Source organism: Methylobacterium sp. J-043 (assembly GCF_022829505.1).
Lineage (GTDB): Bacteria > Pseudomonadota > Alphaproteobacteria > Rhizobiales > Beijerinckiaceae > Methylobacterium > Methylobacterium extorquens_A.
Genome location: NZ_JAKSYB010000061.1, coordinates 20,698 through 47,203 on the forward strand (window position 1 = coordinate 20,698; position 26,506 = coordinate 47,203).

The 26,506-nt window shown below is 69.1% G+C and carries 22 protein-coding genes; 7 read left to right on the forward strand and 15 right to left on the reverse strand.

Features of this window, described 5'->3' with window-relative positions; translation table 11 throughout:
• Nucleotides 1-66 precede the first annotated feature (66 nt).
• Nucleotides 67-1,818, forward strand: a complete 1,752-nt coding sequence (locus tag MKK50_RS17490; protein ID WP_253367452.1) for a flagellin N-terminal helical domain-containing protein — start codon at nucleotides 67-69, stop codon at nucleotides 1,816-1,818.
• 108 nt (nucleotides 1,819-1,926) lie between these two features.
• Here the strand turns inward: MKK50_RS17490 and MKK50_RS17495 are convergent, their stop codons facing one another.
• On the reverse strand, nucleotides 1,927-2,607 hold the full coding sequence (locus MKK50_RS17495; RefSeq protein ID WP_056194201.1) for a response regulator transcription factor: 681 nt from the start codon (nucleotides 2,605-2,607) through the stop codon (nucleotides 1,927-1,929).
• 384 nt (nucleotides 2,608-2,991) lie between these two features.
• Here MKK50_RS17495 and MKK50_RS17500 point away from each other — a divergent pair, with 384 nt between their 5' ends.
• Nucleotides 2,992-4,269, forward strand: a complete 1,278-nt coding sequence (locus MKK50_RS17500) for an aspartate aminotransferase type Ic (protein ID WP_499024128.1) — start codon at nucleotides 2,992-2,994, stop codon at nucleotides 4,267-4,269.
• Nucleotides 4,270-4,403: 134 nt separating this feature from the next.
• Here MKK50_RS17500 and MKK50_RS17505 read toward each other — a convergent pair whose 3' ends face one another.
• The 8 genes from MKK50_RS17505 to MKK50_RS17540 form a co-directional block, all read right to left on the reverse strand.
• The gene (locus tag MKK50_RS17505) at nucleotides 4,404-5,525 is read right to left on the reverse strand and encodes an ATP-dependent DNA helicase (protein WP_499024130.1); all 1,122 of its coding nucleotides are present in this window, start codon (nucleotides 5,523-5,525) and stop codon (nucleotides 4,404-4,406) included.
• A 47-nt stretch (nucleotides 5,526-5,572) separates the two neighbouring features.
• Nucleotides 5,573-6,496, reverse strand: coding sequence for an oxygen-dependent coproporphyrinogen oxidase (gene hemF / locus MKK50_RS17510; RefSeq protein ID WP_499024132.1), 924 nt, complete (start codon nucleotides 6,494-6,496; stop codon nucleotides 5,573-5,575).
• Between the two features lie 42 nt (nucleotides 6,497-6,538).
• Nucleotides 6,539-8,725: a TonB-dependent siderophore receptor gene (locus MKK50_RS17515; protein ID WP_499024133.1), complete on the reverse strand. Its 2,187-nt coding sequence runs from the start codon at nucleotides 8,723-8,725 to the stop codon at nucleotides 6,539-6,541.
• A gap of 191 nt (nucleotides 8,726-8,916) precedes the next feature.
• On the reverse strand, nucleotides 8,917-10,623 hold the full coding sequence (locus MKK50_RS17520; RefSeq protein WP_253367464.1) for a flotillin family protein: 1,707 nt from the start codon (nucleotides 10,621-10,623) through the stop codon (nucleotides 8,917-8,919).
• 49 nt (nucleotides 10,624-10,672) lie between these two features.
• Nucleotides 10,673-11,329, reverse strand: a complete 657-nt coding sequence (locus MKK50_RS17525) for an OB-fold-containig protein (protein WP_499024134.1) — start codon at nucleotides 11,327-11,329, stop codon at nucleotides 10,673-10,675.
• The gene (locus MKK50_RS17530) at nucleotides 11,326-12,465 is read right to left on the reverse strand and encodes a PspA/IM30 family protein (protein ID WP_499024136.1); all 1,140 of its coding nucleotides are present in this window, start codon (nucleotides 12,463-12,465) and stop codon (nucleotides 11,326-11,328) included. The genes MKK50_RS17525 and MKK50_RS17530 overlap by 4 nt, the downstream gene beginning before the upstream one ends.
• Before the next feature lie 263 nt (nucleotides 12,466-12,728).
• The gene (locus MKK50_RS17535; protein WP_499024139.1) at nucleotides 12,729-14,426 is read right to left on the reverse strand and encodes a methyl-accepting chemotaxis protein; all 1,698 of its coding nucleotides are present in this window, start codon (nucleotides 14,424-14,426) and stop codon (nucleotides 12,729-12,731) included.
• Nucleotides 14,427-14,596: 170 nt separating this feature from the next.
• Nucleotides 14,597-15,046 carry a tRNA (cytidine(34)-2'-O)-methyltransferase gene (locus MKK50_RS17540; RefSeq protein ID WP_499024141.1) on the reverse strand — a complete coding sequence of 150 codons (450 nt, stop codon included), beginning with the start codon at nucleotides 15,044-15,046 and terminating at the stop codon, nucleotides 14,597-14,599.
• A gap of 124 nt (nucleotides 15,047-15,170) precedes the next feature.
• Here MKK50_RS17540 and MKK50_RS17545 point away from each other — a divergent pair, with 124 nt between their 5' ends.
• The 3 genes from MKK50_RS17545 to MKK50_RS17555 all read left to right on the forward strand — a co-directional run bounded on the left by MKK50_RS17545 (nucleotide 15,171) and on the right by MKK50_RS17555 (nucleotide 18,993).
• Complete coding sequence (locus MKK50_RS17545) at nucleotides 15,171-17,027, forward strand: ABC transporter ATP-binding protein (protein ID WP_499024143.1); 1,857 nt, start codon at nucleotides 15,171-15,173, stop codon at nucleotides 17,025-17,027.
• Nucleotides 17,028-17,152: 125 nt separating this feature from the next.
• The gene (locus tag MKK50_RS17550) at nucleotides 17,153-18,580 is read left to right on the forward strand and encodes an MATE family efflux transporter (protein WP_499024144.1); all 1,428 of its coding nucleotides are present in this window, start codon (nucleotides 17,153-17,155) and stop codon (nucleotides 18,578-18,580) included.
• A 65-nt stretch (nucleotides 18,581-18,645) separates the two neighbouring features.
• On the forward strand, nucleotides 18,646-18,993 hold the full coding sequence (locus tag MKK50_RS17555; RefSeq protein WP_499024145.1) for a DUF3140 domain-containing protein: 348 nt from the start codon (nucleotides 18,646-18,648) through the stop codon (nucleotides 18,991-18,993).
• 12 nt (nucleotides 18,994-19,005) lie between these two features.
• On the opposite strand, the gene mtnA is transcribed toward MKK50_RS17555, so the two are convergent.
• The 6 genes from mtnA to MKK50_RS17585 form a co-directional block, all read right to left on the reverse strand.
• Nucleotides 19,006-20,103 (reverse strand): S-methyl-5-thioribose-1-phosphate isomerase, encoded by a 1,098-nt coding sequence (mtnA, locus tag MKK50_RS17560; protein ID WP_499024147.1) that lies wholly within the window; start codon nucleotides 20,101-20,103, stop codon nucleotides 19,006-19,008.
• Nucleotides 20,104-20,245: 142 nt separating this feature from the next.
• On the reverse strand, nucleotides 20,246-20,449 hold the full coding sequence (locus tag MKK50_RS17565) for a DUF1902 domain-containing protein (protein WP_253367480.1): 204 nt from the start codon (nucleotides 20,447-20,449) through the stop codon (nucleotides 20,246-20,248).
• 103 nt (nucleotides 20,450-20,552) lie between these two features.
• Entirely contained in the window at nucleotides 20,553-22,160 is a 1,608-nt protein-coding gene (gene serA, locus MKK50_RS17570) for a phosphoglycerate dehydrogenase (RefSeq protein WP_499024149.1), read from the reverse strand.
• Between the two features lie 157 nt (nucleotides 22,161-22,317).
• A complete protein-coding gene (locus MKK50_RS17575) occupies nucleotides 22,318-23,493 on the reverse strand; it encodes a phosphoserine transaminase (RefSeq protein WP_499024151.1) in 1,176 nt (391 codons plus the stop codon).
• Nucleotides 23,494-23,666: 173 nt separating this feature from the next.
• On the reverse strand, nucleotides 23,667-24,389 hold the full coding sequence (gene trmD, locus MKK50_RS17580) for a tRNA (guanosine(37)-N1)-methyltransferase TrmD (RefSeq protein ID WP_499024153.1): 723 nt from the start codon (nucleotides 24,387-24,389) through the stop codon (nucleotides 23,667-23,669).
• Nucleotides 24,390-24,498: 109 nt separating this feature from the next.
• Nucleotides 24,499-24,801 (reverse strand): hypothetical protein, encoded by a 303-nt coding sequence (locus tag MKK50_RS17585; protein WP_499024155.1) that lies wholly within the window; start codon nucleotides 24,799-24,801, stop codon nucleotides 24,499-24,501.
• A gap of 109 nt (nucleotides 24,802-24,910) precedes the next feature.
• Between MKK50_RS17585 and MKK50_RS17590 the strand changes: the two genes are divergently transcribed.
• Nucleotides 24,911-25,642, forward strand: coding sequence for a class I SAM-dependent methyltransferase (locus MKK50_RS17590; protein WP_499024157.1), 732 nt, complete (start codon nucleotides 24,911-24,913; stop codon nucleotides 25,640-25,642).
• A gap of 68 nt (nucleotides 25,643-25,710) precedes the next feature.
• On the forward strand, nucleotides 25,711-26,505 hold the full coding sequence (locus MKK50_RS17595; RefSeq protein WP_499024159.1) for a bestrophin-like domain: 795 nt from the start codon (nucleotides 25,711-25,713) through the stop codon (nucleotides 26,503-26,505).
• Nucleotide 26,506 lies beyond the last annotated feature (1 nt).

Here is a 26,506-nt window from a genome sequence, read left to right on the forward strand (position 1 = left end):
TGTGGCCGCACCGGTGCGAGTCCGGTCCTGAGAACCGTCCCCCCTCTTTTGCCGGAAGTCTGATCCGTGACCAGCCTGCTCACCAACATCTCCGCCATGACGGCGCTGACGACGCTCAAGGGCATCAACAGCCAGCTCGACGCCACCTCGAACCGCGTCTCGACCGGCCAGCGCGTCTCGACCGCCGCCGACAACGCCGCCTACTGGTCGATCGCCACGACCGTGCGCACCGACAACGCCTCCCTGTCTGCCGTGAAGGATTCGCTCGGCCTCGGTTCCTCGGCGGTCGACACCGCCTATAACGGCCTCAACTCGATCCTGTCCGACATGCAGAACCTGCGCGCCAAGCTGCAGACGGCCCTGCAGCCGGGTGTCGATCGCTCGAAGGTCCAGACCGAGATCGCGGCCATCCAGAGCAAGATGAAGGCGACGGCCGACTCGTCGAACTCGTCGGGCCAGAACTGGCTCTCCGTCGATTCCACGGCGACGAACACCGCCTATCAGGCGACGCAGAGCGTGATCGCCGGCTTCTCTCGCGCTGGCGGCGGCGCGGTGACCTTCTCCAAGATCAATGTCGACGTCAATGCGATCAAGCTGTACGACGTCAACGCAAGCAGCGTCACAACCGCCGCAACCAGCGGCCAAGTGTTCGCCCAGACGTCTCTCACCGGGACCGCCGCATTCCGTCCGGGCGATGCCGTCGTCGCCAACCGCGGGACCGCGAATTTCAACGGGGCCAACGAGGTTGCCTTCACGCTCAGCCTCGGTGACGGTTCCACGGCGGACATCGTCATCAACAGTGCGACGATGGCCTCTGCCGCCAGAGATCTGACGCGGGTGACGACGGACGAGTTCCTCGCCGCCATCAACAACCAGATCACGGCCGACACCGCCACAACGCCGCTGAGCGGAAAGGTCGCCGCTTCGCTGGACGCCTCCGGACGCCTCACCTTCACGAGCACGGCGACGGGCTCGGGGACCGATGCTCAGATCTCGGTCAAGAACATCAACGCGAGCGGCACCAACGCGCTCGTCGATGTCGGCTTCAGCGCGATCTCGGCCACGCCTACGGTGAAGGCGGGAACGAATTTCACCACGGTGGACCTGACGGCTGATAAGGTCATCACGGTCAATGACGGGAACAGAGCGACGACTGTCACGCTCACCGCTGCCCTTTACGGTGGACTCGCCTCCCCGACTTCGACCGGTAGCGGTGCTGTCAATGGTAGCGACACTGCGCGGTTGATCAATGCGCAGCTGACGGCGGCCGGCAACACCGCCCGGATCGCCTTCGGGGCCGACAACAAGTTGACGCTCACGAGCAGCTCGACCCTTCCGATTACCGTGGGCGGCGCCGATGTGACGTCCTTCGGCTTTACGGCCGGCCAGACGGCCCCGGTGTCGGCCGCGTCGACCGGCTCGGGCACGGCGGCGGGCACGACGGCCGGCAAGGGCATCCTCGACACCGCGGATGCCACGACGGGCTTCTCGATCAGCTCGATTAACATCTCCAACCTCACCGGTACGGCCGGCGACACGGCTCTGCAGAACATCATCACCCAGGTCGAGAAGGCTCTCGCCAAGGTGACCGATGCCGGGACCAAGCTCGGCGCCAACAAGACCCAGATCGACGGTCAGAAGACCTTCGTCGACACGCTGATGAAGGCCAACGACCGCACCGTCGGCATCCTGGTCGATGCCGACATCGAGGAGGAGTCGACCAAGCTGAAGGCGCTCCAGACGCAGCAGCAGCTTGCTGTGCAGGCGCTCTCGATCGCCAACTCGGGCAGCCAGAACGTTCTGTCGCTGTTCCGCTAAGCTAAGACGTCCCAGCCGCTCGCGCGGCTGGGATACTTCCCGGCGTAGAAAAAGGCCGCGCTCTCACCGAGCGCGGCCTTTTTCATGGACGCATCGTGTGCGGATTCTTCAGCCGACGAAGGTGTAGCCTGCCATCCGCTTGGCCTCGATCGGGTCGTAGCCGAGCCGCATCCGCAGCTTCTTGCGCAGCTTGCTGATATGGCCCTCGACCACGCTCTCCTCGACGCTGGTGTCGAGGTCGCCGTAGACCGCCGTGAAAATCTGGCCCTTGGTCACCTGCCGGCCGCGGTTCTTCGAGAGATATTCGAGGATGTGGCGCTCGCGCCGGGGCAGGATCAGGCAGGCGCCGTCGATCTCGGGGTCGCGGCCGTCGGTGTAGACCTTGAGGCGGCCCGCCCGGTCGGGGGCCGGCGCCGGCTCGACGCCCCGGCCGGTCCGGCGACGGATCGCGGTGGCGCGAGCGATGATTTCGCGGACATGGACGGGCTTGCGCACCACGTCGTCGATACCGACGGTGAACAGCGCCAGCGTCTGCTCCAGGGAGCGGGTCTCGTTGAGGGCGATGATCGGCGCCCGGCTGAGCGAACGGATCGCCACGGTGCAGGAGGCGCGGTCCGCGCAATCCCCGATCAGGAAGCCGTCTATCGCCTCGACGTCGATCCGCGGCGCCGCGTCGAGCCAATCCTTCATCGACCCGATGGCCAACCCCTGCGCCTTCACGCCCTCGGCGCCGAAGCCGGCGACGTAGTGGTCGGTCACGCTTTGCCGCTCGTCGACAACGATATACATCGTCTGTGCTCGAAGATGTCCAAGACCATTGCGTCAGGCGCGAGTGTCCTCGCGCGCCGCCATGGCCGATTGAACTGTTGAGGGCTGTCGAATGCTTTTGGATTGCGGTTTGGGAGCGTATTCGCTGTCGCGAGACGCTCCTGCCTTCCGCTTCCTCCATCATTTGACGGATTTAGCTTTTTGTTCGGAATGGTTAACGGCGCGTTAAAGCCAAGCTCGCGCTTCGTCCCGCGTTAGGAGTTTGATCATTTCGCACCTGCACACGTGACAGATGTGCCACAGTGGGGTGCCGTGGCGCTCGCCCACGCCTTTCCGGTGGGATGGCCTTGACCGCGCGCGCGCCGCAGGTTCGAACGCGGGCTCGGCACCGCCACGAGGAATCCCATGCCGTCGCTGTCCACCCTGTCGCCCGAAGCGCTGTCGGAGCTGCGCTCCAGCCTGCGCGGCGAGTACGAAGCCCTGAAAGCGCAGGGGCTCAAGCTCGACATGACCCGCGGCAAGCCCGCCTACGATCAGCTCGACCTCGCCGCCGAGATGCTGGCGCTGCCCGGCAACCGCGACACCACCGCCGAGGACGGCACCGACGCGCGCAATTACGGCAACCTCCCGGGTCTGCCCGAGACCCGCGCGCTGTTCGCGCCGGTACTCGGCGCGCCGCCCGAGCAGATCGTGATCGCCAACAATTCGAGCCTCGCGCTGATGCACGATGTGCTCGTCTACGCCCTGCTGAAGGGCGTGCCCGGCGGCGCGGGGCCGTGGTCGAAGCAGGAGCCGATCACGATCCTCTGCCCCGTCCCGGGCTATGACCGCCACTTCGCCCTGTGCGAGGGCTTCGGCATCCGCATGATCCCGATCCCGATGACGGGGGAGGGGCCGGACATGGCGGCGGTCGAGCGCGAGGCCGCCGACCCTTCGGTGAAGGGCATCTGGTGCGTGCCGCAGTACTCGAACCCGAGCGGCGAGACCTATTCCGACGAAACCGTCCGGCGGCTGGCTTCGCTGAATGCGGCGGCGCCCGATTTCCGCATCCTGTGGGACAACGCCTACGCGGTGCATCACCTCACCGAGGCGCGGCCGGCGCTCGTCAACATTCTGGAGGCCTGCGCCGAGGCCGGAAACCCGGACCGGCCGATCGTGTTCGGCTCGACCTCGAAGGTGACGCTGGCCGGCGCCGGTCTCGCGATGCTCGCCGCCTCGCCCGCCAACGTGAAATGGTATCTCGCCCAGGCCGGGCGCCGCAGCATCGGGCCGGACAAGCTCAACCAGCTCCGCCACGTCCGCTTCCTGCGCGACGCCGCCGGGATCGCCGCGCATATGGAGCGCCACCGCGCCCTGATCGCCCCGAAATTTGCCGCGGTGGAAGAGGCGTTCGCCGCCCGTCTCGACGGTTGGGAGGTTGCGCACTGGAGCCGGCCGCTCGGCGGCTACTTCATCACGCTCGATGTCGCTGATGGCACCGCCTCGCAGGTGGTCCGGCTCGCGGGCGAAGCGGGGATCGCGCTGACCCCGGCCGGCGCGACGCATCCCTACGGCAAGGATCCGCACGACCGGACCCTGCGGATCGCGCCGACCTTCCCGAAGCTCGATGCGGTGCGCGAGGCGGCGGAGGCGGTAGCGCTCTGTACGCTGCTGGCTGAAGTCGAGGCGCGGGCCGCGCAGTAGTCGGGCAGTCCAACTCCGTCATCGCCAGGCTTGGACCGTACCGATCCAGCGCCTCGACCGTTCCGGACAGGTCGTGGTGCCGGATCGCTTCTCAGCCCCTCGCGATGAATACAGGGGAGGGGGCGAAGCCCTCCTCACACCACCACGGTGATCGCCTGCGCCGCGCGCGTAAGGCCGGTATAGAGCCAGCGGGCGCGGTGCTCGCGGAAGGCGTAGGATTCGTCGAACAGGACCACCTTGTCCCACTGCGATCCCTGCGCTTTGTGGACGGTGAGCGCGTAGCCGTAGGTGAACTCGTCGGTCTCGCGGCGCAGGAAGAGCGGGATCTCTTCTTCCGAGCCCTCGATCACCTGCCGCAGCACCTTGATATCCACGGCGCGGCGGCGCGCGGCCGGGTCGTCCTCGGGCACCACGTCGAGGCGGACCGTGTCGGGGCGGGGCGGGGCGCGCAGGGCCTGCACCGTCCAGGTCGAGCCGTTGAGCAGACCCTTGGTGCGGTCGTTGCGCAGGCAGACCAGCTTCTCGCCGACCGAGGGCATCGGGTCTTTGTGCCCGGCGAGTTCCCGCAGGCGGTTGTTGTAGAGGCGCCGCGTCCGGTTAAGGCCGACCAGGACCTGATCGCAATCGAGCACCTGGGCCGGGTCGATGTCGCGGCGGCGGACCACCCGGCTCTGGCCGTATTCGCCGACTTCGAGCCGGCCGCCCTCGCGGATCGTCATCGCCATGCGCACGATCGGGTCGTCGGCGGCCTGCCGGTGGACGTCGGTGAGCATCACGTCGGGCTCGGCCTCGGTGAAGAAGCCGCCGCCGCGCACCGGCGGCAACTGGGCGGGATCGCCCAGCACCAGCACCGGCTTGTCGAAGGACAGGAGATCGTGGCCGAGGTCGGAATCGACCATCGAGCACTCGTCGATGACGATGAGGTCGGCCTTGGCCGCCGGGCCGGAGCGGTTGAGGCTGAAGGTCGGGCCGCCCTCGTCGCCCTCCTTGGTGCGGTAGATCAGCGAGTGAATCGTCGCCGCCTCGTCGCAGCCCTTCTGGCGCATGACCGAAGCCGCCTTGCCGGTGAAGGCGCCGTAGACGACCGGGCCGTCGATGTCGTCGGCGATGCGGCGGGCGAGCGTGGTCTTGCCGGTGCCGGCATAGCCGAACAGGCGGAAGACCTGGGAGCCGCCCTCCTTGCGCCAGCGGGCGATGGCTTTCAGCGCCTCGTCCTGTTGTGGGGCGAAACGGGTGGGAAGGGAGGACTCGGCCATGGCGTCACGTCATAAACGAGTCGGCCGATTTGTGGACCGTCTTCCGGTCAGGGCCAGCGCACCGTTGGCGGCAGCGAGGACAGGATCGAGGCGACGTTACCGCCGGTCTTCAGGCCGAAGATGGTGCCGCGGTCGTAGAGCAGGTTGAACTCGACGTAGCGTCCGCGCCGCACCTGCTGCTCCTCCCGGTCGGCCTCGGTCCAGGCTCGGCCGAGGTTGCGCCGGACGATTTCCGGGTAGGCCTTCAGGAAGGCCCCGCCGACATCGCGCGTATAGGCCAGATCGGCCTGCGGATCGCCCGTCCAGTGATAATCGTAGAAGATGCCGCCGATGCCGCGGGGCTCGTTGCGGTGCTTGAGGTGGAAATACTCGTCGCACCACGCCTTGTACTTCTCGTAGTCGGCGGCCGGCGCGTGTTTCTCGCAGGCCTCGCGCAGGCAGGCATGGAAGAACTGCGTGTCGGGATCCTCCTGCGTCCGGCGCCGGTCGAGCACGGGGGTGAGGTCGGCCCCGCCGCCGAACCACGCCTTCGTCGTCACGACGAAGCGGGTGTTCATGTGCACCGTCGGAACGTTCGGGTTCCAGGGGTGGACGATCAGCGAGATGCCGGTGGCGAAGAAGCGCGGATCTTCGGCCGCACCCGGCATCTGCGCCCGGAACTCCGGGGCGAACTCGCCGTGCACGGTCGAGATGTGCACGCCGGCCTTCTCGAAGACGCGACCCTTCAGCATCGCCATGACGCCGCCGCCGCCCGGCGTGCCGCTATGGTCCGTGCGCTGCCACGGCGTCTTCTCGAACTTCCCGGCCTCTTTCGGGGCATCCGGATGGAAGGGGCCCGCCGCCTCCTCCTCCAGCGTCTCCAGCGCGGCGACGATCCGGTCGCGTAGCGTGGAGAACCACGCCCCCGCCTCGCTCTTCAGCGCGGCGAGGTCGTCGGGTGAGGGAAGGGGGGGTGCCGTCACATCAGCCATGGACAGGCTTTCCCACCCGAGGGGCGATCCGTCAATTCGGGCTCAGAACTTGTAGGTCAGGCTCCCGAGGATCGTGCGCCGCGTGCCGACGAAGCAATCGCCGCGGGCAAGGCAGGTCGAGAGATACCGCGTGTCGGCGATGTTGGAGACGTTGAGCTGCGCGCGCCAATGCGCATCCTCCCAGCCCACCAGCGCGTCGGCGAGCGTCACGGCCGGCGTGTTGAAGCTGTTGAGCGAGCCGTCGAACGATTCGCCGATATGGCGCACGCCGCCGCCGACGAGGAAGGAGCCGGGGATGTCGGCCAGGGTGAAGCGGTGGGTCACCCAAAGCGAGGCGAGGTGCAGCGGCTGCGTCTCGACCCGCGCTCCGGCATTGTCGCCGGCCGCGTAGCGGGCATCGGTGTAGGCGTAGCTCGCGATGATGTTGGTGTCGTTGTTGATGGTGGCGATGGCCTCGATGTCGCCGCCCTGGATCTTGACCTTGCCGGTCTGGATCGAGATCGGCAGGCCGCTCGGATCGGGGGTCAGCCGGTTGCGCTCCACCGTGTCGTAGATCGCCGCGTTGACCGCGAACCACGGCGTCGGGTTGTACTTGAAGCCGCCCTCGATCTGCTCGCCCTCGATCGGCCGGCAGGCCCCGCCCGCGCAGACATTGGCGCCGAAGATCGGGGTGAACGAGGTCGCGTAGGAGACGTACGGGGTCAGGCCGTTCTCGAAGGCGTACATCAGGCCGATGCGGCCGGTGGTGGCCTCGCCGGCGACACTCTCCGCGCCCCGCGTCGCGCTGTTCACCCAATCGTGCCGCACCGTGGCGAGCACGATCCATTGGCCGAACTTGATCTGATCCTGCAGGTAGAGTCCGGTCTGGCTCTGCGAGAGCGCGGTCGGCACGCCGAGATCCGGCGGCGTCACGCCGACATAGACCGGCGCGTAGAGGTCGAACGGGCGCGGATCGGTGCCGAAGCCCGTCCGCGTGCTGTCCCATTGCTGGCGAAAATCGACGCCGCCGAGCACGGTGTGCGAGATCGGCCCGGTGTCGAAGCGGCCCTGCAGGTTGGTGTCGGTGGTGATCCGGTCCTTGACCGAGCTGACGCGGTAGGTGAACCGGTCGACCGTGCGGCGGGCCGGGTCGAGGAACGGCGCGTTCGGCAGGGTGGCGCTCGGCGTCAGCGTGTACACGTTGCCGTAGGCCGATTGATACGTCCCGTCGATGTGGCTGTAGCGCAGGTTCTGCCGCAGGATCAGGCTGTCGTCGAAGCGATGCTCGAACAGGCTGGTGATCGAACTCGTTTCGGTCTCGTAGCGGTTGAAGTTCGGGTCGCCCGTGAAGCGGTTGAGCGGGATAAAGCCGTTCGGTCCGGCATAGAGCGAGCCCTCCCGCGGCAGGAAGGCGTCCGAGGCGCCGAACGCGTCCTTCTGGTGCAGGCCGATCAGGGTCCAGTTCGTGTCGGCGGAGGGGCGCCACGTCACCGAGGGGTTGATGACGTAGCGGTCGTTGGCGACGAAGTCGGTCTGCGCGTCGGCCAGACGTCCCACGCCGACGAACCGGTAGAGGAACTGCCCGTCCTCGGTGAGGCGCCCGGTCGAATCCGCGAAGGCTTCCTTCCAGCCGTAATTGCCGAACCGCACCCCGGCCTCGGTGTAGGGCACGTCGAGGGGGCGCTTCGACACGAGGTTGATCAGGCCGCCGACGGGGCTCGATCCGTAGAGGGTCGAGGCGGGGCCGCGCAGCACCTCGAAGCGCGACAGAGTGTAGGGATCGGGCCGCGGCTCGTTGAAGACGTCGGGGTCCTTGAGGCGCAGGCCGTCGAGGAAGATCGCCGCGTCCGAGCCGCGGATGCGCGGATAGTCGCCGCGGGTGCTCGGGCCATAGGCTTCCGCGGCAACGCCAGCGGTGTAGCGCAGGGCTTCCTGCACGCTGGTGGCGGCCTGCTCGCGGACCTGCTGCTCGCCGACGACCGAGATGGATTGCGGCGTCTCCTTCAGCGCCGTGTCCGTCTTGGTGCCGGTGGCGCTGCGCTGGGCGACGTAGCCGGGGACCGGACCGAAGGCGCTCTCGGTGCCGGCCCCGCCCGGACCGCTGCCGCCCCGGCCCGAGCCCTCGACGCTCAGCGTCTCGAGCGTCACCGCCTCCTGCGCCCACGCCATGCCGGACGAGCCGAGGGCGGCCGTGCCGGCGAGAAAAGCGGCGAGGCCATAACGCAGTCGATCACGCAACGCAGACGACATCGAGGAACCCGGTTTCGTTGTTCGCTGAAGAGGCAGCTAGAACGGGGCTCGGGATCGCGCAACGCGGGTTATGTTGCTGGAAGTAGAACGATTCAAGTCTTCAAGGTGATCCGGGTTTGGTTTCAAGCATCAGGCATAATCTTCGGGAAGACCATGCCTGTGCAGATTCCTGCTCCGCTGTTTCTTTTCGGTCACTCGGCCGCGCCGGCATGCCCGTTGGCGGGCGGCTCGACGGCTGTCCCGTTGCGCAGCCCGCCGACCAGCGTGTCGAGGCTGCCCTTGCCCTCGGCGAAGCCCGCCTCGTTCAAGATCGCGCCGAGGATCGGGCTGTTGTACTGGTAGCGCAGCAGGTGGCCCGACAGGTTGTCGCCGAGGCTCGCCGAGACGCCGCCGGCGCCGTTGCCGCCGCCCATCATGCCGCCCGCGTCGAAGATGCGGATCGAGTCGATCTTCTCCACCGCTCGCATGCTCTCGCGCAGGGCATCCGGGATGATGCCGAGGCGCTTGAGGCCCGTCTCGAAGGCGCGGGCTTCGGCCGAGAGCGCGTTGCGCGCCTCGTTCATGGCCCGCTCGCGCTCGGCCTCGGCTTGGCCGAGCTTGGCGATGGCCTCCGCCCGCGAGGTGGCGGCGGTCGCCTCGGCCTCGGCCAGGGTGATGATGGCGTTGGCCCGATCCTCGGCGGCACGCCGCTCGGCCTCCGCCGTCACGGTGACGCCGGTCGCCTCCCGCTCGGCCTCCTGCTTGGCGGCGATGACGGTGACCTCGCGCTCGCGCTCGGCGATCTCCTTGGCTTTGGCCGTGGCGACGCGCTCCTCCGCGGCGACGGCGAGCGCTTCGGCCGTCTTGGCGGCGGCGCGGGCCTCCGACTCCTTCTGGGAGCGTTCGGCGATCTTGATGGCGTTGTCCTGAAGGATGAGCTGGCGCTCGCGCTCGGCCTCCGCGTTGCGCTGGGCGATGGCGAGGTCCGCCTCGATCCGCGCACCCTCCGAATTCTTGCGTGCCTCGGCCTCGCGCAGGCGCACCGCCTGCTCGCGCTCGATCCGCGCGGTCTCCTCGCTCTGCTGGGCGCGCTGCTCGGCCTGGGCGGTCTCGGCGCGGGTCTCGGCGGTCTTGTTGGCGATGTCGCGTTCCTGGGCGAGTTGCGCCTCGCGGGTGGTGCGCTTGATCTCCAGTTGCTTGAGCGCGGTCTCGCGGTCCTTCTCGGCCACCGCGACCTCGGCGTCGCGCTCTGTGGCGTTGCGCTCCTTGCGGCGCTGCTCGGTGATCTCCTTCAGCCGGGCCAGACCTTCCGCGTCGAACGAGTTGTCGGGGTTGAAATGCTCGATCGAGGTCTGGTCGAGGCGGGTCAGCGAGGCGGATTCGAGTTCGAGGCCGTTGTGGCGCAGGTCGCCCGAGACCGCCTCCTGCACGCCCTTCACGAAGGCGGCGCGCTTTTCCTGAAGGTCGGGCAGGGTCATGCCGGCGGCGACCGAGCGCAGGGCATCGACGAACTTCGCCTCGATCAGCTCGCGCAGCAGCATCGCGTCGTTGGTGCGGTCACCCAGCGTCTGGGCGGCGAGCGCGATGGACTCCTCCTTGGGCTCGACGCGGACGTAGAACTCGACGGTGATGTCGGCCCGCAGGCGGTCCTTGGTGATGAGCGACTCGTTTCCTGAGCGCTTCACCTCCAGCCGCAGGGTGTTGAGGTTCACCATGGCGATGGAGTGGAACACCGGCAGCAGCACCGCGCCGCCATCGACCACGACCTTGCGCCCGCCCAGCCCCGTGCGGACGAAGGCGGTGTCCCGCGTCGTGCGCCGGTAGAGCCGGCTGAACACGAAGCCGATGCCGAGCAACGCGACGACGATGATGCCGGCGATCACCAGCAGGTTGACGATGCCGGGGCTGACCAAATCCATCGTGAGCGACCCTTTCGGTGGCGGGGGGCGGTGGGGGGAGAAGAAGCGATCAGAGATCCGGCGCGGCGGGCACCGCGACGTAGACGGCGTCGGCCCGGTCCACGATCAGGACGCGGGCGCCGGCTTCCATGGCCGGGGCTCCGGGGGCGGCGCGGGTGCGCAGGAAGTGGGTGTTGCCGTGGCGGTCCACCGCGCGGACCTGTCCCGGCAGGCCCTGGTCGAGCGGCCCGAGGGTGACCTCCGCCGTCGCGCCGATCAGGTCGTCGGCCGTGACGACGTAGCTCTCGTCCCGCGGGATCAGCCGGGCGATGGCCTTGGTCGAGACGCGCAGCGCCGGCAGGGTCGCCGCGAACGCGAGCAGGATCGCAGCCGGCGCCGGCAGGGGCGCGAGGAAGGCGGCGGCCAGGCCCTGCAGCACGAAGCCCGCCAGCGCGAAGACAGCCAGAGCGAGGATCAGCAGGATCAGGAACGGAACCCGTCCGAGATTGATCCACGACATCAGCGCGGCGGGCGAGAGCGCACCGCCGGCATCCGCGCCAGTCGCGAGATCGCCCCCGCCGCCCGTCTCGTGACCGAGGGCACCGTCCACCACGGCCGAGAGCGACTGCCCGAGGAAGAGGGACAGCGCCTCCACCACGACGAGGCCGGCCATCACCGCCGCTGCCAGGGTGAAGGGGAAAAGGGCGGGAGCGACCAGAGCACTCACGAAGGTCGGCCCTGCTTCAGCGCCGCGAGCCGCCGCTCGATGGCGTCGTCGCGGTGCAGCCGGTCGAGATCCTCGACCGAGGGGTCGGCGACCGCCGAGGCCGTGCCGGTGACCCGGTCGATCGCCCGCAGCGATTGTTCGAGCTGGCGGGTGCGCGTCGCCTCCTCGCGGCCGTAACCGTCGAGCGGGTCGGCCGCCTTCGCCGGAGGCTGCCGCAGAAGCGCGATCCGGTGTTCGGCGTCGCGCCGGGCGGCCGTGGCGGCCTGCATCGCCTTCGTCGCCGCCTCGTGCCGCTCCGCCACATCCGCGAGGCTCGAATCGATCGCCTCGATCTGGCTCTCGAGGTCGAGCTGACGGCTGATGCCGGCCCGCGCCAGATCCTCGCGCCCGCTCGACAGCGCCAGCGACAGCTTCTCGGGCAGGGCCGTCCGCTCGCCGTCGAGCTGGCCGCGGCGGGCGGTGAGGCGGTGCTCCTCGGCCTTGATCTTGCCGAGGTCGAGCCGCGCCTCGTGGATCACCGCGTCGATCTCGCGGAGTGCCTGCTCGGCGACCGCGAGGCCGTTGCGGTCCTCCACCGCGTCGAGGGCGGCGTTGGACAGGCCGCCGATGATCCGGCCGACGCGGGTCAGGATGTTCTCGGGCATGCGGGTCTCCTCCTTCGGTGCGGTGACGGAGACGCCCACCTGGATGGTGAGCGTGTCGCCCGCGAGCGTGAGGCGGGCGCTGGAGAGTTCGCGCCAGGGGCCGTCATAGCCCTCGACACGGTAGGGCATCGTGCGCCGGCCGCTCATGGTGGTCAGCGCGATCTCCGAGGCGCCCTTCACGCTGAACAGCTTGTCGTCGAGCGGCATCGACGTGACGGTCTCGGGGGCGAACCCGGCGGCGCGCTGCGCGAAGTCGCGGATGCCGAGGGTCACGAGGCGGGCCGGAAGTCCGGTCTCGTCGCGGGCACGCCCGTAGCCGTGCTCGATCAGGGCGACGACGTTGGCCCGCAAGCCATGCTCCCGGCGGATCTCCTCGAGCAGAACGAGCATCCGCCGATAGGCCGCGAGCATGGCGCGGACGGCATCGAGATCGGCCGGCTCGGGGAGGAGCCGGTAGGTGAGGCGAGAAGGAAGGGTTCCTGAGCGGGTCACGAATCGAGGCTAAAACACCGTTTCGGTGTTTTCAAGCGTGACACACGCTTCGGATGCAGCATTCAGGCGGCAGCGCCCGCGCTGAGTGTGCGGAGGCACGTCGATCCCGCTCGATGGGCCGGCGGCGCGATACGGTGGCTGATGCTGCCGCGCGATGGCGGCGCAACGCGTCCCTGCGAGTCGCCGGCCGTCGGGGCGGGCCAGCAACGAAAAAGACCCCGCCGGTTGGGGCGAGGTCTCTCGGTCGTGCCGTGGTGCGTGGGTCAGGCGGCCCGGACCGTCGCGAGGAAGCGCTGCACCTCCGCCGACAGGTGTTCGGATTGGCGCGACAGCTCGGAGGACGAGACCAGCACCTGGCTCGCGGCCATGCCGGTTTCCTCCGAGGCCTGGGCCACCCCGGAGATGTTGCGCGTCACCTCGGAGGTGCCGTTCGATGCCTGCGAGACGTTGCGCACGATTTCCTGCGTCGCCGCGCCCTGCTCCTCGACGGCCGCCGCGATACCGGTCGCGACGTTGTTGATCTCCCGAATCCGGCTGGTGATGGCGCCGATCGCCGTGACGGCCTGATCCGTGACCCCCTGGATCTCACCGATCTGACCGGAGATCTCCTCGGTGGCGCGTGCCGTCTGGCTGGCGAGTTCCTTCACCTCGGACGCCACGACCGCAAAGCCGCGCCCGGCTTCGCCCGCCCGCGCCGCCTCGATGGTCGCGTTCAGCGCGAGCAGGTTGGTCTGCGAGGCGATGTTGGAGATCAGGCCGACCATGTCGCCGATCCGGGCCGAGGTGGTCCGCAGCGCCTGGACGAGATGGGTGGTCTGGTCGGCCTCGCCCACGGCCGCCTGCGCCAAGCCGGCGGAGCCCTGCACCTGACGGCCGATCTCCTGGACCGAAACTCCGAGCTCCTCGGCGGCGGCCGCGACCGTGCCGACGTTGGAGGCGGCTTCCTCCGCGGCCGCGGCCACCGTGGTGGATTGCGAGGCGGTCTCGGTCGCGCTCGCGGTCATCTGCTGGGCGGTCGCCTGCAACTCGGTTGCCGAGGACGACACCATGCCGACGATGCCGCCGACCGCCGCCTCGAAGCCGTCGGCCAGCTCGATCATCGTGCGCTTGCGCTCCGCCGCCGCGGCTTCGTCCGTACGACGGCGCACTTCGGCCTCCTCGGCGGCCTTGCGGGCCACCATGGTCTTGATGCCCTCGACGGCCCGGCCGACGGCGCCGATCTCGTCGCCGCGGGTGGCCTCCTTGATCTCGGCCTCGATCTCGCCGCGCGCCATCCGCTGGAGGACGTTGACGAGGCTGCCGAGCGGACGGGTCACCGCCAGCACGACGATCAGGCCGGCCAGCACCATGGCCCCCAGCAGGCCGACAACCGCGAAACCGATGAGTGTGTAGGTGCCGCGATCGGAGGCTTCGATCGCATGAGCCTTCGCCGATGCCAGCTCGTTGGCCAGCACTGTGGACCGATTCTGCATCCACTCGTTCAGCTTCAGCCGGGCCGGGATTCCGATATCCCGCGCGATCCGGAAGGCCTCCTCACCCTGCTGACGCATGCCGAGGTCGTAGACGCGATCGAGGGTTGCGAAAAAGCTCTCGATGTCGCGGCGCATCGCCTCGTTAGCGGTCCGCCGCTCCGGTGTGTCGGCGAGCGTGATGAGCCGGTCTGCGGCCTCTCGCGCCTCGGCCATGCCGCCCTGCTGACGCGTCCGGAAGCGGGCTTTGTTCTGGGGGTCGTTGTCGAGCAGCATGTTACGGTCCATCACCACCGCCTCGGTGATGCCGCCGCGCATGTGCATCAGCGCGTCCAGACGCACGGCCTGGACATCGACGATCCTGCCCGTCTGTTCCGAGAGACCGCGCATCACGTCGCGCGCGTAGACGATCAGGCCAGCGCTGATCATGAGAGTCAAAATTAAAGGTAAAGCGATTTTAACTATAAGCCTGGCGTTGCTGAAAAATCGCATCGAATTACCCATAATTTCGGCAAAGTGCCTAAAAGGTATTCATTGATTCGCCAGTAAAAACTGAGTTAACATTTTTTATAAAGCGGGCGGCCTCGTCGCGTACCGCCGGCTTCGGTGACGGAACGTCGAACGGGTATCCCCTCCGGGATCAGACGCCGTCCAACCGACCGTCACCCCACCTGCCGGATCGCCTCGCCCAGCATCATCGCCGCGCAGACGGCGACGTTGAGCGAGCGCAGGCCCGGCCGGATCGGCACGACGACGCGGGCATCGGCTGCCGCGTGGACCGCCTCCGGCACGCCGGCGGATTCACGGCCGAGCAGGAGGCAATCGCCGTCGCGGAACGCGTGCTGCGTGTAGGGCACCGCGCCGGCGGTGGTGGCGAGCACGAGGCGGATGCCGGCCTCGCGCCGCCACGTCTCGAAGGCGTCCCAGGAGCGGTGCCGGGTGATCGCGACGTGGTCGAGATAGTCCAGCCCCGAGCGGCGCAGGTGTCGGTCGGACACGTCGAAGCCCGCCGGCTCGATGATCTCCACCGCGACCCCGAGGCAGGCGGCCATGCGCAGCATCGTGCCCGTGTTCTGCGGGATGTCGGGCTGGTAGAGGGCGAGACGCAGCATCGGCGGGGCGGATTTGCGAAGGGGCAAGGCGGGGCAGGGTCTTGCCTGCGGCATGGGCGCGGGGTTGGCCCGGCGTCAAGGAGGCTTACCTGAGCCTCTCATTCCTCACTTGGTCCCAAAACGCATGTTCCTCGATTGGCTCGAGCGCCGCATCGATCCGTTCGCGCCCTTCGACGACCGGCGCATGCCGCCGAAGACGGTGCTCGGCTTTGCGGGTTTCTATCTGCGGCCGATCCGTGTCGCGCTGTTGGCCCTGTTCATCATCGCCGTGATCGCGGGCGGGATCGAGGCCTCGCTTTACCTGCTCATGCGCTGGTTCATCGACCTGATGAGCGCGGCCGACCGCACCACCGTCCTCTCCGACAACGCCGTGCCGCTGACGCTGGCCGCGCTCCTCCTCCTCGTGGTGCGCCCGCTGGCGGCCTTCCTGCACGAACTGGCTTCGAACCAGCTCATCGTGCCGCAATCGACCAACCAGATCCGCTGGCGCACCCACCTCTACACGCTGGGCCACTCGCTCTCGTACTTCCAGGCGGATTTCGCCGGGCGGCTCGCCAACCGCACGGTGCAGGTCGGGCCGGCGGTGCGCGAACTCGCCGTCGTGTTCATCGACACGCTGCTTTACGTGGCGATCTACGCGATCACTGCGATCGGGCTGTTCTCCTCGATCTCCGGCTGGCTGGCCCTGCCGGTGGTGGTCTGGGTCTTGGCCTATGCCGGGCTGACGGCGTGGTTCGTGCCGCGCGCCCGCAAGCGCTCGCACCTGACCGCCGAGACCCGCTCGACCCTGATCGGCCGGGTGGTCGACAGCTACACCAACATCATGACCGTCAAGCTCTTCGCCCGCGACCGTGAGGAGCGCGCCACCGTGCGCGACGCGGTCGACACCCACACGCGTGCCTATCTCCACCAGTTCCGGCTCACCACGCTGACGACGAGCCTGCTGGCGGGCCTCAACAGCCTGCTCCTGTTCGCCACCGCCTATGTCTGTTTCGCGCTGTGGCAGCGCGGCGCGCTGACGACCGGCGAGGCGTCCGCCGGTCTCGCGCTGATCCTGCGGCTCATGGCGATGTCCGGCTGGGTGATGCAGACGGTGCGCGGCGTGTTCGAGAATGTCGGCGTGATTCAGGAGAGCATGCAGACCATCGCCCGGCCGCACGGCCTCACCGATGCGCCGGATGCGAAGACGCTCACCGTCACCGGTGGCGACATCCGCTTCGAGAACGTGGATTTCCACTACGGCCGGGGTGATGCCAGCATCATCGAAGGCCTGTCCTTCCACATCCGTCCGGGCGAGAAGGTCGGCCTCGTCGGCGTCAGCGGTGCCGGCAAGAGCACCATCACCGCTTTGCTGCTGCGCCTGCACGACGTCGAGGGCGGCCGCATCCTGATCGACGGCCAGGACATCGCCGGGGTGAGCCAGGATTCCTTGCGCGAAGCCATCGCCATGGTCAGCCAGGACACCTCGCTGCTGCACCGCTCGATCCGCGACAACATCGGCTACGGCCGTCCGGGGGCGTCCGATGCCGAGATCGAGGAGGCGGCGCGGCTGGCGCATGCCCACGACTTCATCCTCGACCTCGTGGACCACAAGGGCCGGCGCGGCTACGACGCCCATGTCGGCGAGCGCGGGGTGAAGCTCTCTGGTGGGCAACGCCAGCGCATCGCCATTGCCCGCGTCATCCTCAAGGACGCGCCGATCCTGATCCTCGACGAGGCGACGAGCGCCCTCGACAGCCAGGTCGAGGCGGCGATCCAGGAGGCGCTCGACACGCTGATGGGCGACAAGACCGTGCTCGCCATCGCCCACCGGCTCTCGACCATCGCCGCGCTCGACCGGCTGATCGTGATCGACCGCGGACGGATCGTGGAGGAGGGCACCCATGCCGAGCTGATCCGCCGGGGCGGGCTCTATGCCGACCTCTGGCGGCGCCAGTCCGGCGGCTTCCTGGGGGATCGGACGCCGGCTCCGGCCTCCTGAGCATCGTCCCGAACGGTGGAGACCGGCGTTCGGAAAAAGACGATGCCGAACAAAAGGTCAGAGCCTCGTCTTGGATTCGAGATCCGGGACGAGGCTCTGGACCGAACGAACGGAGCTGACACACCGTGACGTCTTCACCGAGCCTCGCAGCCAGCGGCCTTCGCCGGCCGCCGGCCTCGCCCTGGCTCGACGAGCTGCGCGCGACGCTGAAGCTGTCGGCGCCGCTCGTCCTCATCAACCTCGCCCAGCATGGGTTGGTCGCCTCCAACGCGGTGCTGCTCGGCCGGCTCGGCGCCGAGCCCATCGCCGCGGGCGCTCTTGCCACCAGCCTCTACCTGCTGCTGTTCATCGGCGGCATCGGCCTCACCTCCTCGGTGGCACCGCTCGTCGCGGAGGCCGCCGGGCGGGCGCCGGGGGCGGCCGGTTCTGGCACGGATGAGGTTCGGCGCACGGTCCGGGCGGGCCTGTGGGTCGGCTTCCTCGTGACGCTCGCGCTGATGCCGGGGCTCTGGTTCACGGAACGGCTGCTGATCGCCCTGCATCAGGAGCCCGCGGTCGCGCGCGAGGCCGGCGCCTACATGCGGGTGCTGCAATGGTGGATGTTCCCGGCGCTGGCCTTCATGGTGCTGAAGGGCGCGCTGGCCGCGCTCCAGCGCCCGGGGGCGCCGCTCGCCGTGAGCCTCGCCGCGCTTCCGCTCAACGTCACGCTGGGGGCCTTCTTCGCCTTCGGCCCGCCGGATCTCGGCATCGTCGGCGTCGCGCTCGGCACCGTCATCACCGAGTTCCTGGCGATTGCCGCCCTGGTCGCGGTGATCCGGTTCGACCGGGGCCTCCACCGCCACCGGATGTTTGCCCGCCTCTGGCGCTTCGACGCCGAGCGCCTCGCACGCGTCGTGCGGGTCGGCCTGCCGATGGGTGTCGCGGGCATCGCCGAGGCCGGGTTGTTCGAGGCCGCCACGGTTGCGATGGGCACCTTCGGCACGCTGCCGCTCGCCGCCCACGCGATCACGCTGCAGATTGCCGCGACCTGCTTCATGGTGCCCAACGGCATCGGGCAGGCGGCGACGGTGCGGGTCGGCCGCGCCTATGGTGCAGCGGACCGGGCGGGTCTGAGCCGCGCGGGCGCCGTCGCGCTTTGCCTCGGCTTCGGCTTCATGGTGGCTTGTGCGCTGGTGCAGCTTTTTGCGCCGCACACCCTCATCGGCCTGTTCCTCGATGCCGAGGCGCCAGGTGCCGCAGACGTGTTTCCCGTGGCCGCCGGCTTCCTGATCTTCTCAGCCCTGTTCGCGATCTCCGACGGCGTGCAGTCGGTGGCGCTCGGATGTCTGCGCGGCCTGCAGGACACCAAGGTGCCGATGCTGATTGCGCTCGCCGGCTACTGGGGCATCGGCGTGCCGCTCGGCGCGGCGCTCGCCTGGGGCGCCGGCATGGGCGGACGCGGGATCTGGGCGGGCTTCTGCGCCGGTCTGCTCGTGGTCTCGGTGGCGCTGGTGATCCGCTGGCGGCGGCTGAGTGCCGACTGTCCGCGCGGCTCAAACGCACAGGCGGGGTGAGGCCGGAACCGCGCCCGAAACGCCCCCGTTCCCGCCCCGACGAGACCGGGAGGACGCGTGACGCCATGGCCGACAAAGACGATCACGAGGCGATCTGGAAGGACTTCAAGGGCGCGGTGAACATGACCGCCTCGGCCTTGGAGACATTCCTGGAATCCGACGAGAGCCGATCGGTCGGCCAGAAGAAGGATGGCGGCGAGGCCACGGGCCACAAGGAGGGCCGGCGCATCGTCGAGATACTTCACACGAAGAAGGCCGACCTCAGCGACGACGACTACGCCCATATGAAGAAGGTGACCGGCTACGTGAACCGCCACCTCAAGCAGGGCGGGCCCGAGGACAAGTCCAAGACCGAGGACTCACCCTGGCGACTGTCGCTGATGAACTGGGGCCACGATCCGCTCAAAGATTGACGGGCCCGTTCGTCAGGCGGCCTTGCGCCGCTCCGGGTAGAGCCCGGCCAAGCCGTCCTCCGAGGCGTCGCAGATGCCGCGCTCGGTGATGATGCCGGTGACGAGGCGTGCGGGCGTCACGTCGAAGGCCGGGTTGGCCACCGGGCTGCCGGGCGAGACCACGGCGACGGTGGCAAAGGCGCCGTCGTCGGTGCGGCCGGTGAGATGGGTGACCTCGCGGGCGTCGCGCTCCTCGATCGGGATGTCGTGCACTCCGTCGTGGAGCGTCCAGTCGATCGTCGAGAACGGCAGCGCCGCATAGAACGGGATGCGGTTGTCGCTTGCCGCCAGCGCCTTCAGATAGGTGCCGATCTTGTTGCACACGTCGCCCGAAGCCGTGGTGCGGTCCGAGCCGACGATGCAGACATCGACCTGCCCGTGCTGCATCAAGTGGCCGCCGGCATTGTCGGCGATCACGGTGTGCGGCACGCCGTGGGCGTTGAGCTCGAAGGCGGTCAGCGCCGCGCCCTGGTTGCGCGGCCGGGTCTCGTCCACGAAGACGTGGACGGGCACGCCGGCATCGTGCGCCACGTAGATCGGCGCCAGCGCCGTGCCCCAATCGACGGTGGCGAGCCAGCCGGCGTTGCAATGGGTCAGCACGTTGACCGGCCCACTCTTCTTCGCGGCGATCTCGGAGAGGATCTTGGCGCCGTGCTCGCCGATGGCGCGGCAGCTCGCGACGTCCTCGTCGGCGATGGCAGCGGCTTCCGCGAAGGCGAGCGCCGCGCGCTCGGATTGCGCGGCGCGGCGTAGGACAGCGGCCATCCGGTCGAGCGCCCAGCGCAGGTTGATTGCGGTCGGCCGCGTGGCGGCGAGCGTCGCGGAAGCCTGCTCGATCCCCGCGTCGCTCGCATCCTGCCGCATGGCCAGCGCCATGCCATAGGCGGCGGTGACGCCGATCAACGGCGCGCCGCGCACCACCATCGTGCGGATCGCCACCGCGGCGTCATCGAGGTTCGCCAGCCGCTTGAGTTCGAAAGCGAAGGGCAGCCGGGTCTGGTCGATGACGGTGACGGCATCGCCGTCGGCCTCGGGGAAGATGGTGCGGTAGGGGTGGCCGTCGATCTTCATGGTGTGCTCGCGCGTGAGAGCATCGGCTCGGCAGCGGCCAGGGCCGTCCGGAGCGATGCCTGACGATGTCTCATCGCGTGAGTGTGTCGCCAGGATGGCCCCGGCCGGTCAAGCCGTCCGAGGCGGTCTTTCGACGGCGTTTTCAGCGCTTCACCCGCTCGACGTAGATGTCGAGATAGGCGCCGTCGTCGAGGCCGAGGAGGTCGCGGATCATGCCGGGCAGCTTGCACAGCAGGGCCGGCATGGTCGGCGCCTCGGTGGCGAGGCCCGGCACCGGCGAGTCGTGGACGAAGAAGACGCCGGCTGCCTCGTCCCAGGCGCAGCGAACGGTGAATTTGCGGTCCATCGTGCGATCCTCATGGTCGGGGGGGAGGGAGGACGGCGCGGGAAGCGCCGTGCCGTCGTTGTCGAGGGGGCGGTCACGGACCTCCGCCGGGGCCGTGTCGGCCTCAGAACCGCACGGGGCGCACACGCTTCACCTGCGGGATCGCTTCGATCGCCTTCAGAGCCTCGGGAGACACCTCTGCATCCACCGCCACGAAGGCGATGGCGTTACCGCCCTCGGCCTCGCGGCCCATCGCGAAGGTCGCGAGATTGACGCCCGCCTCGCCGAGCACCGTGCCGAAGCGGCCGACGAAGCCGGGCCTGTCATGGTTGCGCACGTAGAGCATCAGCGGCGCGAAGGGGGCATCGATGCCGATCCCGCGGATCTCGATCACCCGCGGCTTGCCGTCGTTGAAGACGGTGCCGGCGGCGTCGCGCGGCATATCCTCCGCGTCCACGGTGAGGCGCACCACCGATTCGTAGTCGCTGGCCCCGCCCTCGCGCTTGATCTCGTCGACGACGATCCCGCGATCCCGCGCGATCACCGGGGCCGAGACCATGTTCACGTCCTGCAGGATCGGACGCAGCACGCCGGTCAGCGCCGCCGAGGTCAGCGCCCGGGTGTTCATTCCGGCCACCGCGCCCTCGTAGGTGAGGCGGATACCCTTGATCGGCGCGTCCGTGAGTTGGCCCAGGAACGAGCCGAGCTTTTCGCACAAGGCCACGAACGGCTTGAGTCGGGGCGCCTCCTCGGCCGAGATCGAGGGGAAGTTGATCGCGTTGGTGATGGCGCCGCTGAGCAGGTAGTCCGCCATCTGCTCGGCGACCTGGAGCGCGACGTTCTCCTGCGCCTCGGAGGTCGCGGCGCCGAGATGCGGCGTGCAGATCACGTTCGGGTGGCCGAAGAGCGGGTTCTCGGTTGCCGGCTCGGTCACGAACACGTCGAGGGCCGCGCCCGCGACATGGCCGGAATCGAGGGCGGCGCGCAGGGCCACCTCGTCCACGAGGCCGCCGCGGGCGCAGTTGACGATGCGGACGCCCCGCTTGGTCTTGGCGAGGTTCTCTTCCGAGAGGATATTGCGGGTTTTGTCGGTGAGTGGCACGTGGAGCGTGATGATGTCGGCCCGCGCCAGCAACTCGTCGAGTTCGACCTTCTCCACGCCGATCTCGACGGCGCGTTCCGGCGTCAGGAAGGGATCGTAGGCGACGACCTTCAGCTTCAAGCCGATCGCCCGGTCGGCGACCACGGCGCCGATATTGCCGCAGCCGACGACGCCGAGCGTCTTGGCCGTCAGCTCGACGCCCATGAAGCGGTTCTTCTCCCACTTGCCGGCCTGCGTGGAGGCGTCCGCCGCCGGGATTTGGCGGGCGAGCGCGAAGATCAGGGCGATGGCGTGCTCGGCGGTGGTGATCGAGTTGCCGAACGGCGTGTTCATGACGATCACGCCCTTGGCGGTCGCGGCCGGCACGTCGACGTTGTCGACGCCGATGCCGGCGCGGCCGACCACTTTCAGCCGCGTGGCCCCGGCGAGCAGTTTGCCCGTCACCTTGGTGGCGGAGCGGATGGCAAGGCCGTCATAGTCGCCGATGATAGCGGCCAGTGCCTCCTTGTCCTTGCCGAGGCCGGGCCGGAAATCGACCTCGATGCCGCGATCGCGGAAGATCTGGACGGCGGCGTCGGACAGGGCGTCGGAGATGAGCACCTTGGGTTTGGCAGATATGAGTTTGGACACGGGAGCACCTCGCGTCATGCGGGCGCGCAGGATCGCTTCCTCTCGGGAGAGGCGTGGCCGGTCGCCGCGTGCGCAGATTTAGGACCGGGAGATCGCTGGAGCGCGTCGATAAGCAAATGGCCGGTCTCATGACCGGCCATCGTGACGTCTCAGACCCTCAGGCCGCCGCGGCGGCGAGCGCCGCCTTCTCTTGGGCGAAAGCCCAGTCGAGCCAAGGCGTCAGCGCCGCGATGTCGGAGGCCTCGACGGTCGCCCCGCACCAGATCCGCAGCCCGGCCGGCGCGTCGCGATAGGCGCCGAAGTCGAAGGCCACGCCCTCACTCTCCAGGCGGCTGACGATGCCGGCAGCGACGGTCTTGACCACGGCGTCGCCCTTGGCGAGCACGTCCGGATCGGTGATCACGAGGCAGACGCCCGTGTTCGAGTAGGTCGCCGGGTCCACTGCGAGGTGGCCGATCCAGGGGGTGCGCGCCACCCAGTCGTGGACCACCCGCGCGTTGGCGTCCGCCCGCGCGTGGAGCGCGTCGAGGCCGCCGATGCTCTGCGCCCACTTCAAGGTGTCGATGTAGTCCTCGACCGCGAGCATCGAGGGCGTGTTGATCGTGTCGCCCTTGAAGATGCCCTCGATCAGCTTGCCGCCCTTGGTCAGGCGGAACACCTTGGGGATCGGCCAGGCCGGCGTGTGGCTCTCCAGGCGCGCGACGGCGCGCGGCGAGAGGATCAGCATGCCGTGCGCGGCCTCGCCGCCCATCACCTTCTGCCAGGAATAGGTGACGACATCGAGCTTGTCCCACGGCAGCGGCATCGCGAAGGCGGCCGAGGTCGCGTCGCAGATCGTGACGCCCGCGCGGTCGTCGGCGATCCAGTCGCTGTGCGGGACCTTCACGCCGGCGGTGGTGCCGTTCCACGTGAAGACGATGTCGTTGTTCTTCGTGTCGATGGCGTCGAGCTTGGGCAGGATGCCGTGCTCGCCGACATGCACGATCGGGTCGATCTTGAGTTCCTTGAGGGCGTCGGTGACCCACTCGGCGCCGAAGGAATCCCAGGCCATGACCTCGACCGCCTTCGGGCCGAGCATCGACCACATCGCCATCTCGACGGCGCCGGTGTCGGAGCCGGGGACGATGCCGATGCGGTAATCGGCGGGAATGCGCAGGACCTTGCGGGTCAGCTCGATGGCCTCGGCGAGCTTCGCCTTGCCGGCGGCCGAGCGGTGCGAGCGGCCGAGCGCCGCGCCGGAGAGGGCGTCGAGGGTCCAGCCGGGACGCTTGGTCGTGGGGCCGGACGAGAAATAGGGCACGCGCGGACGCGCGGCGGGCATTTGAACCGTCATGTCATCCATCCTTCCAGATGGTTGCCTCCCGTTGGGGGGAGGTGTCCCGCCGCTGGAAATGACGGATCGCGCGCCGCAATGCAAGCCGCCTTTCCAGCATTCGGCGCCCTGTGTGCTGCCGGTGACAGAAGGATGATTCAGTTGCCCGAAGAATAGATGCGTCGAAGTTCCATCTAAGATTCGTCCCGCGCGAGCAGGTCGGGCCGGCGCGCCCGCGTCAGGGCGCGGCTCTGTTCGGCCCGCCAAAGGGCGATGGCGGCGTGGTTGCCGCTTATCAGGACGTCGGGGATCGCCCGGCCTTCCCATTCCCGGGGGCGCGTGTAGTGCGGGTATTCGAGCAGCCCGCCCTCGAAGCTCTCCTCGACGCCCGAGGCATGCTTGCCCATCACGCCGGGCAGCAGGCGCACGCAGGCGTCGATCAGCACGAGGGCCGCGATCTCGCCGCCCGAGAGCACGTAATCACCGATCGAGACTTCCTCCAGTTCGCGCGCCTCGATCACCCGCTCGTCCACGCCTTCGAATCGGCCGCAGACGATGATGGCGCCGGGCCCCTCGGCCAGCGCCCGCACGCGGTCCTGGGTCAGCGGCTTTCCGCGCGGCGACATGAGGAGGCGAGGGCGGGGATCGTCCGCAGATGCCGCGGCGTCGATGGCGGCGCCGAGCACGTCGCAGCGCAGCACCATCCCGGCTCCGCCGCCGGCCGGCGTGTCGTCCACATTGCGGTGGCGGCCGAGCCCGTGCTCGCGGATCTGGCGCGGCTCCAGGCTCCACGTCCCGCGGCCCAGTGCGTCTCCCGACAGCGAGTGGCCCAGGGGCCCTGGAAACATCTCCGGGTAGAGGGTCAGGACGGTCGCCCGCCAGGGGGCCGCCGTGCCGGGAAGGATGGGCTCGCTCATGCCGCTTGATGGCGGCGCGGGGCGAGCCGGTCAACGGAGGCGGCCCGCCGAAGCCCCGTCACGGGGGATGAGCGTCGGCCTTCGGAAAACGACGGTGCCGAGGCGGCGATCAGCGCCGGGCCAGCGGCGCCCGCCGCTTGGGTGCGGCGTTCCGGTGGCTCTTGAGCTGCCGGTGCGGGCGTGGGCGGATGCGGCGCTCGGGCCGGCTCATGCCGGGCTCGGCAGAGGGCTCGGCGTCGTATCCGGACGGCCGGTTCACTGTCGAGAGGCCGAACGTATCGGGTGAGCCCATGGGGAGCCCGACCGTCGCGCCGGGCATGCCTTGCGCCTGGGCGAGGCTCGCCGGCAGAAGCGTCAGCGCCAGGGCGGCGGAGGCCGCGAGGATCGCGTGGCGAAGAACTGGGTTGTGCATGGGGATCTCGTTCGCGCCTGGGTTCGGACCTGCCTCGATTGAACGAGGCAGATTCGCGAAGGTTCGCTCCGGACGGTGCGTTCCGCGCATTCGCGCGTTGAAAGCCGGCATGATCCGCTTTGCCGCCGCTCTTATCCTGCTGTCGCTTCCGGCCGTCGCGGCCGAGCCGCTCGCGCCTCCCGGTGCGCCGGCCGAGCGATTCCCGCGGCCGGACCGCCCGGTCGCCGAGATCGTCGCGCCGCAATGGGCGGACGAGCGCGAGCGCGATAAGGCCGACGAGGTCGGGCAGGTCGCCCGCCTCATGCGGATCGTCCCCGGCGAGACGGTCGCCGATATCGGCGCGGGCAGCGGCTACTACGTGTTCCGCCTGAGCCCCCGCGTCGGCCCGGAGGGGCGCATCCTCGCTCAGGACATCACGCCGGACTACCTTGCCGAGCTGGAGCGCCGGGTCGGCGAGGCGGGGCTCTCCAACGTCACCGTGGTGCGGGGCGAGGCGCACGATCCGCGCCTGCCGCCGGGCTCGGTCGATGCGGCGGTGCTTGTCCACATGTACCACGAGATCGCCCAGCCCTTCGGCCTGCTCTGGAACCTCGCCGCCGTGATGAAGCCCGGCGGCCGGGTCGGGATCGTCGATGCCGATGCGATCCCCTCACGCCACGGCACGCCGCCGAAGCTCCTGCGCTGCGAACTCGCGGCGGTCGGCTACCGCGAGGTGTCGATGACGCGCCTGAAGGGGGGTGTCGGCTATCTCGCCGTCTTCGAGGCGCCCGCGCCGGACCGGCGGCCGGCACCGGAGACGATCCGCCCGTGCCGGGACGAGGCCACGCGCGAGAAGCGCTGACGCGTCTTTACCGAATCGGAGGGGTTGGCCAGCCACCCTGCGGGCCCGTCCTCGCAATCCGTTCGGCAATGATCCTCGGCCTCTGGCTCGACCAACCCGTCTGGTTGATGTTCGCCCTCCTGTCGGGCGTCTTCCTTGCGTTCTGCTTGCTCTTGAGCCTGCTCACCATCCTGCCATGGACGCGGGCGGGAATACGCCGGCTCGCGACCGGAATCGTGCCGCCTTACATCGGCGTGATCGCGGTGCTGCTGGCATTGCTGACGGGCTTCGTCGCCAACGATGCCTGGGAGCGCCAGCGCCAGGCCAGCCGTGTGCTCCAGGCCGAGCGGTCGCACGCGCTCGCGGTCTACGATCTCAGCATCGCCTCCGCCCCCGACATGAGCGGCCTGCGGACCTCGCTGTTTGCCTATCTCGATGCCGTGGTGAAGGAGGAGTGGCCGTCCATGGCCGCGACCGGCGCCTCGGCGCCCAGCGCCGGCCAAGCGCTCGGGCGTCTGCTCCAAACCGCGGCCGACCCGCGCACCGCCGCGGAGGCGGGGCAGGCGACGCACGCGGCGCTGCTCGAAGCGGTGATGCAGCTCCGCTCGGCCCGCAGCGAGCGCCTCGCGCTCAGCGCCGCCCGCAGCGACGAGAGCAAATGGCTGACGCTGCTCGTACTCGCCGCCCTGACACTGACGGCGATCGCCCTCGTCCATTGCGAGCGCCCGTTCGCGCAGGCGACGACGCTGGCCCTGTTCTCCGCGGCGATGGTGACGACGCTCGGCGTGATCGCCCTGCACGAGCGACCCTTCGACGGGCCCCTGGCGCTGTCGTCCGAACCGATCCGCCTCGCCCGCGCCGCGATGGAGGCGGGCACACGCTGAT

Coding starts and splice junctions, on each gene's coding strand:
- MKK50_RS17495 (WP_056194201.1), bottom strand. CDS start 2,607: ATGTATATCGTTGTCGACGAGCGGCAAAGCGTGACCGACCACTACGTC.
- MKK50_RS17500 (WP_499024128.1), top strand. CDS start 2,992: ATGCCGTCGCTGTCCACCCTGTCGCCCGAAGCGCTGTCGGAGCTGCGC.
- MKK50_RS17505 (WP_499024130.1), bottom strand. CDS start 5,525: ATGGCCGAGTCCTCCCTTCCCACCCGTTTCGCCCCACAACAGGACGAG.
- hemF (WP_499024132.1), bottom strand. CDS start 6,496: ATGGCTGATGTGACGGCACCCCCCCTTCCCTCACCCGACGACCTCGCC.
- MKK50_RS17515 (WP_499024133.1), bottom strand. CDS start 8,725: ATGTCGTCTGCGTTGCGTGATCGACTGCGTTATGGCCTCGCCGCTTTT.
- MKK50_RS17520 (WP_253367464.1), bottom strand. CDS start 10,623: ATGGATTTGGTCAGCCCCGGCATCGTCAACCTGCTGGTGATCGCCGGC.
- MKK50_RS17535 (WP_499024139.1), bottom strand. CDS start 14,426: ATGCGATTTTTCAGCAACGCCAGGCTTATAGTTAAAATCGCTTTACCT.
- MKK50_RS17540 (WP_499024141.1), bottom strand. CDS start 15,046: ATGCTGCGTCTCGCCCTCTACCAGCCCGACATCCCGCAGAACACGGGC.
- MKK50_RS17545 (WP_499024143.1), top strand. CDS start 15,171: ATGTTCCTCGATTGGCTCGAGCGCCGCATCGATCCGTTCGCGCCCTTC.
- MKK50_RS17555 (WP_499024145.1), top strand. CDS start 18,646: ATGGCCGACAAAGACGATCACGAGGCGATCTGGAAGGACTTCAAGGGC.
- mtnA (WP_499024147.1), bottom strand. CDS start 20,103: ATGAAGATCGACGGCCACCCCTACCGCACCATCTTCCCCGAGGCCGAC.
- MKK50_RS17565 (WP_253367480.1), bottom strand. CDS start 20,449: ATGGACCGCAAATTCACCGTTCGCTGCGCCTGGGACGAGGCAGCCGGC.
- MKK50_RS17575 (WP_499024151.1), bottom strand. CDS start 23,493: ATGACGGTTCAAATGCCCGCCGCGCGTCCGCGCGTGCCCTATTTCTCG.
- trmD (WP_499024153.1), bottom strand. CDS start 24,389: ATGAGCGAGCCCATCCTTCCCGGCACGGCGGCCCCCTGGCGGGCGACC.
- MKK50_RS17585 (WP_499024155.1), bottom strand. CDS start 24,801: ATGCACAACCCAGTTCTTCGCCACGCGATCCTCGCGGCCTCCGCCGCC.
- MKK50_RS17590 (WP_499024157.1), top strand. CDS start 24,911: ATGATCCGCTTTGCCGCCGCTCTTATCCTGCTGTCGCTTCCGGCCGTC.
- MKK50_RS17595 (WP_499024159.1), top strand. CDS start 25,711: ATGATCCTCGGCCTCTGGCTCGACCAACCCGTCTGGTTGATGTTCGCC.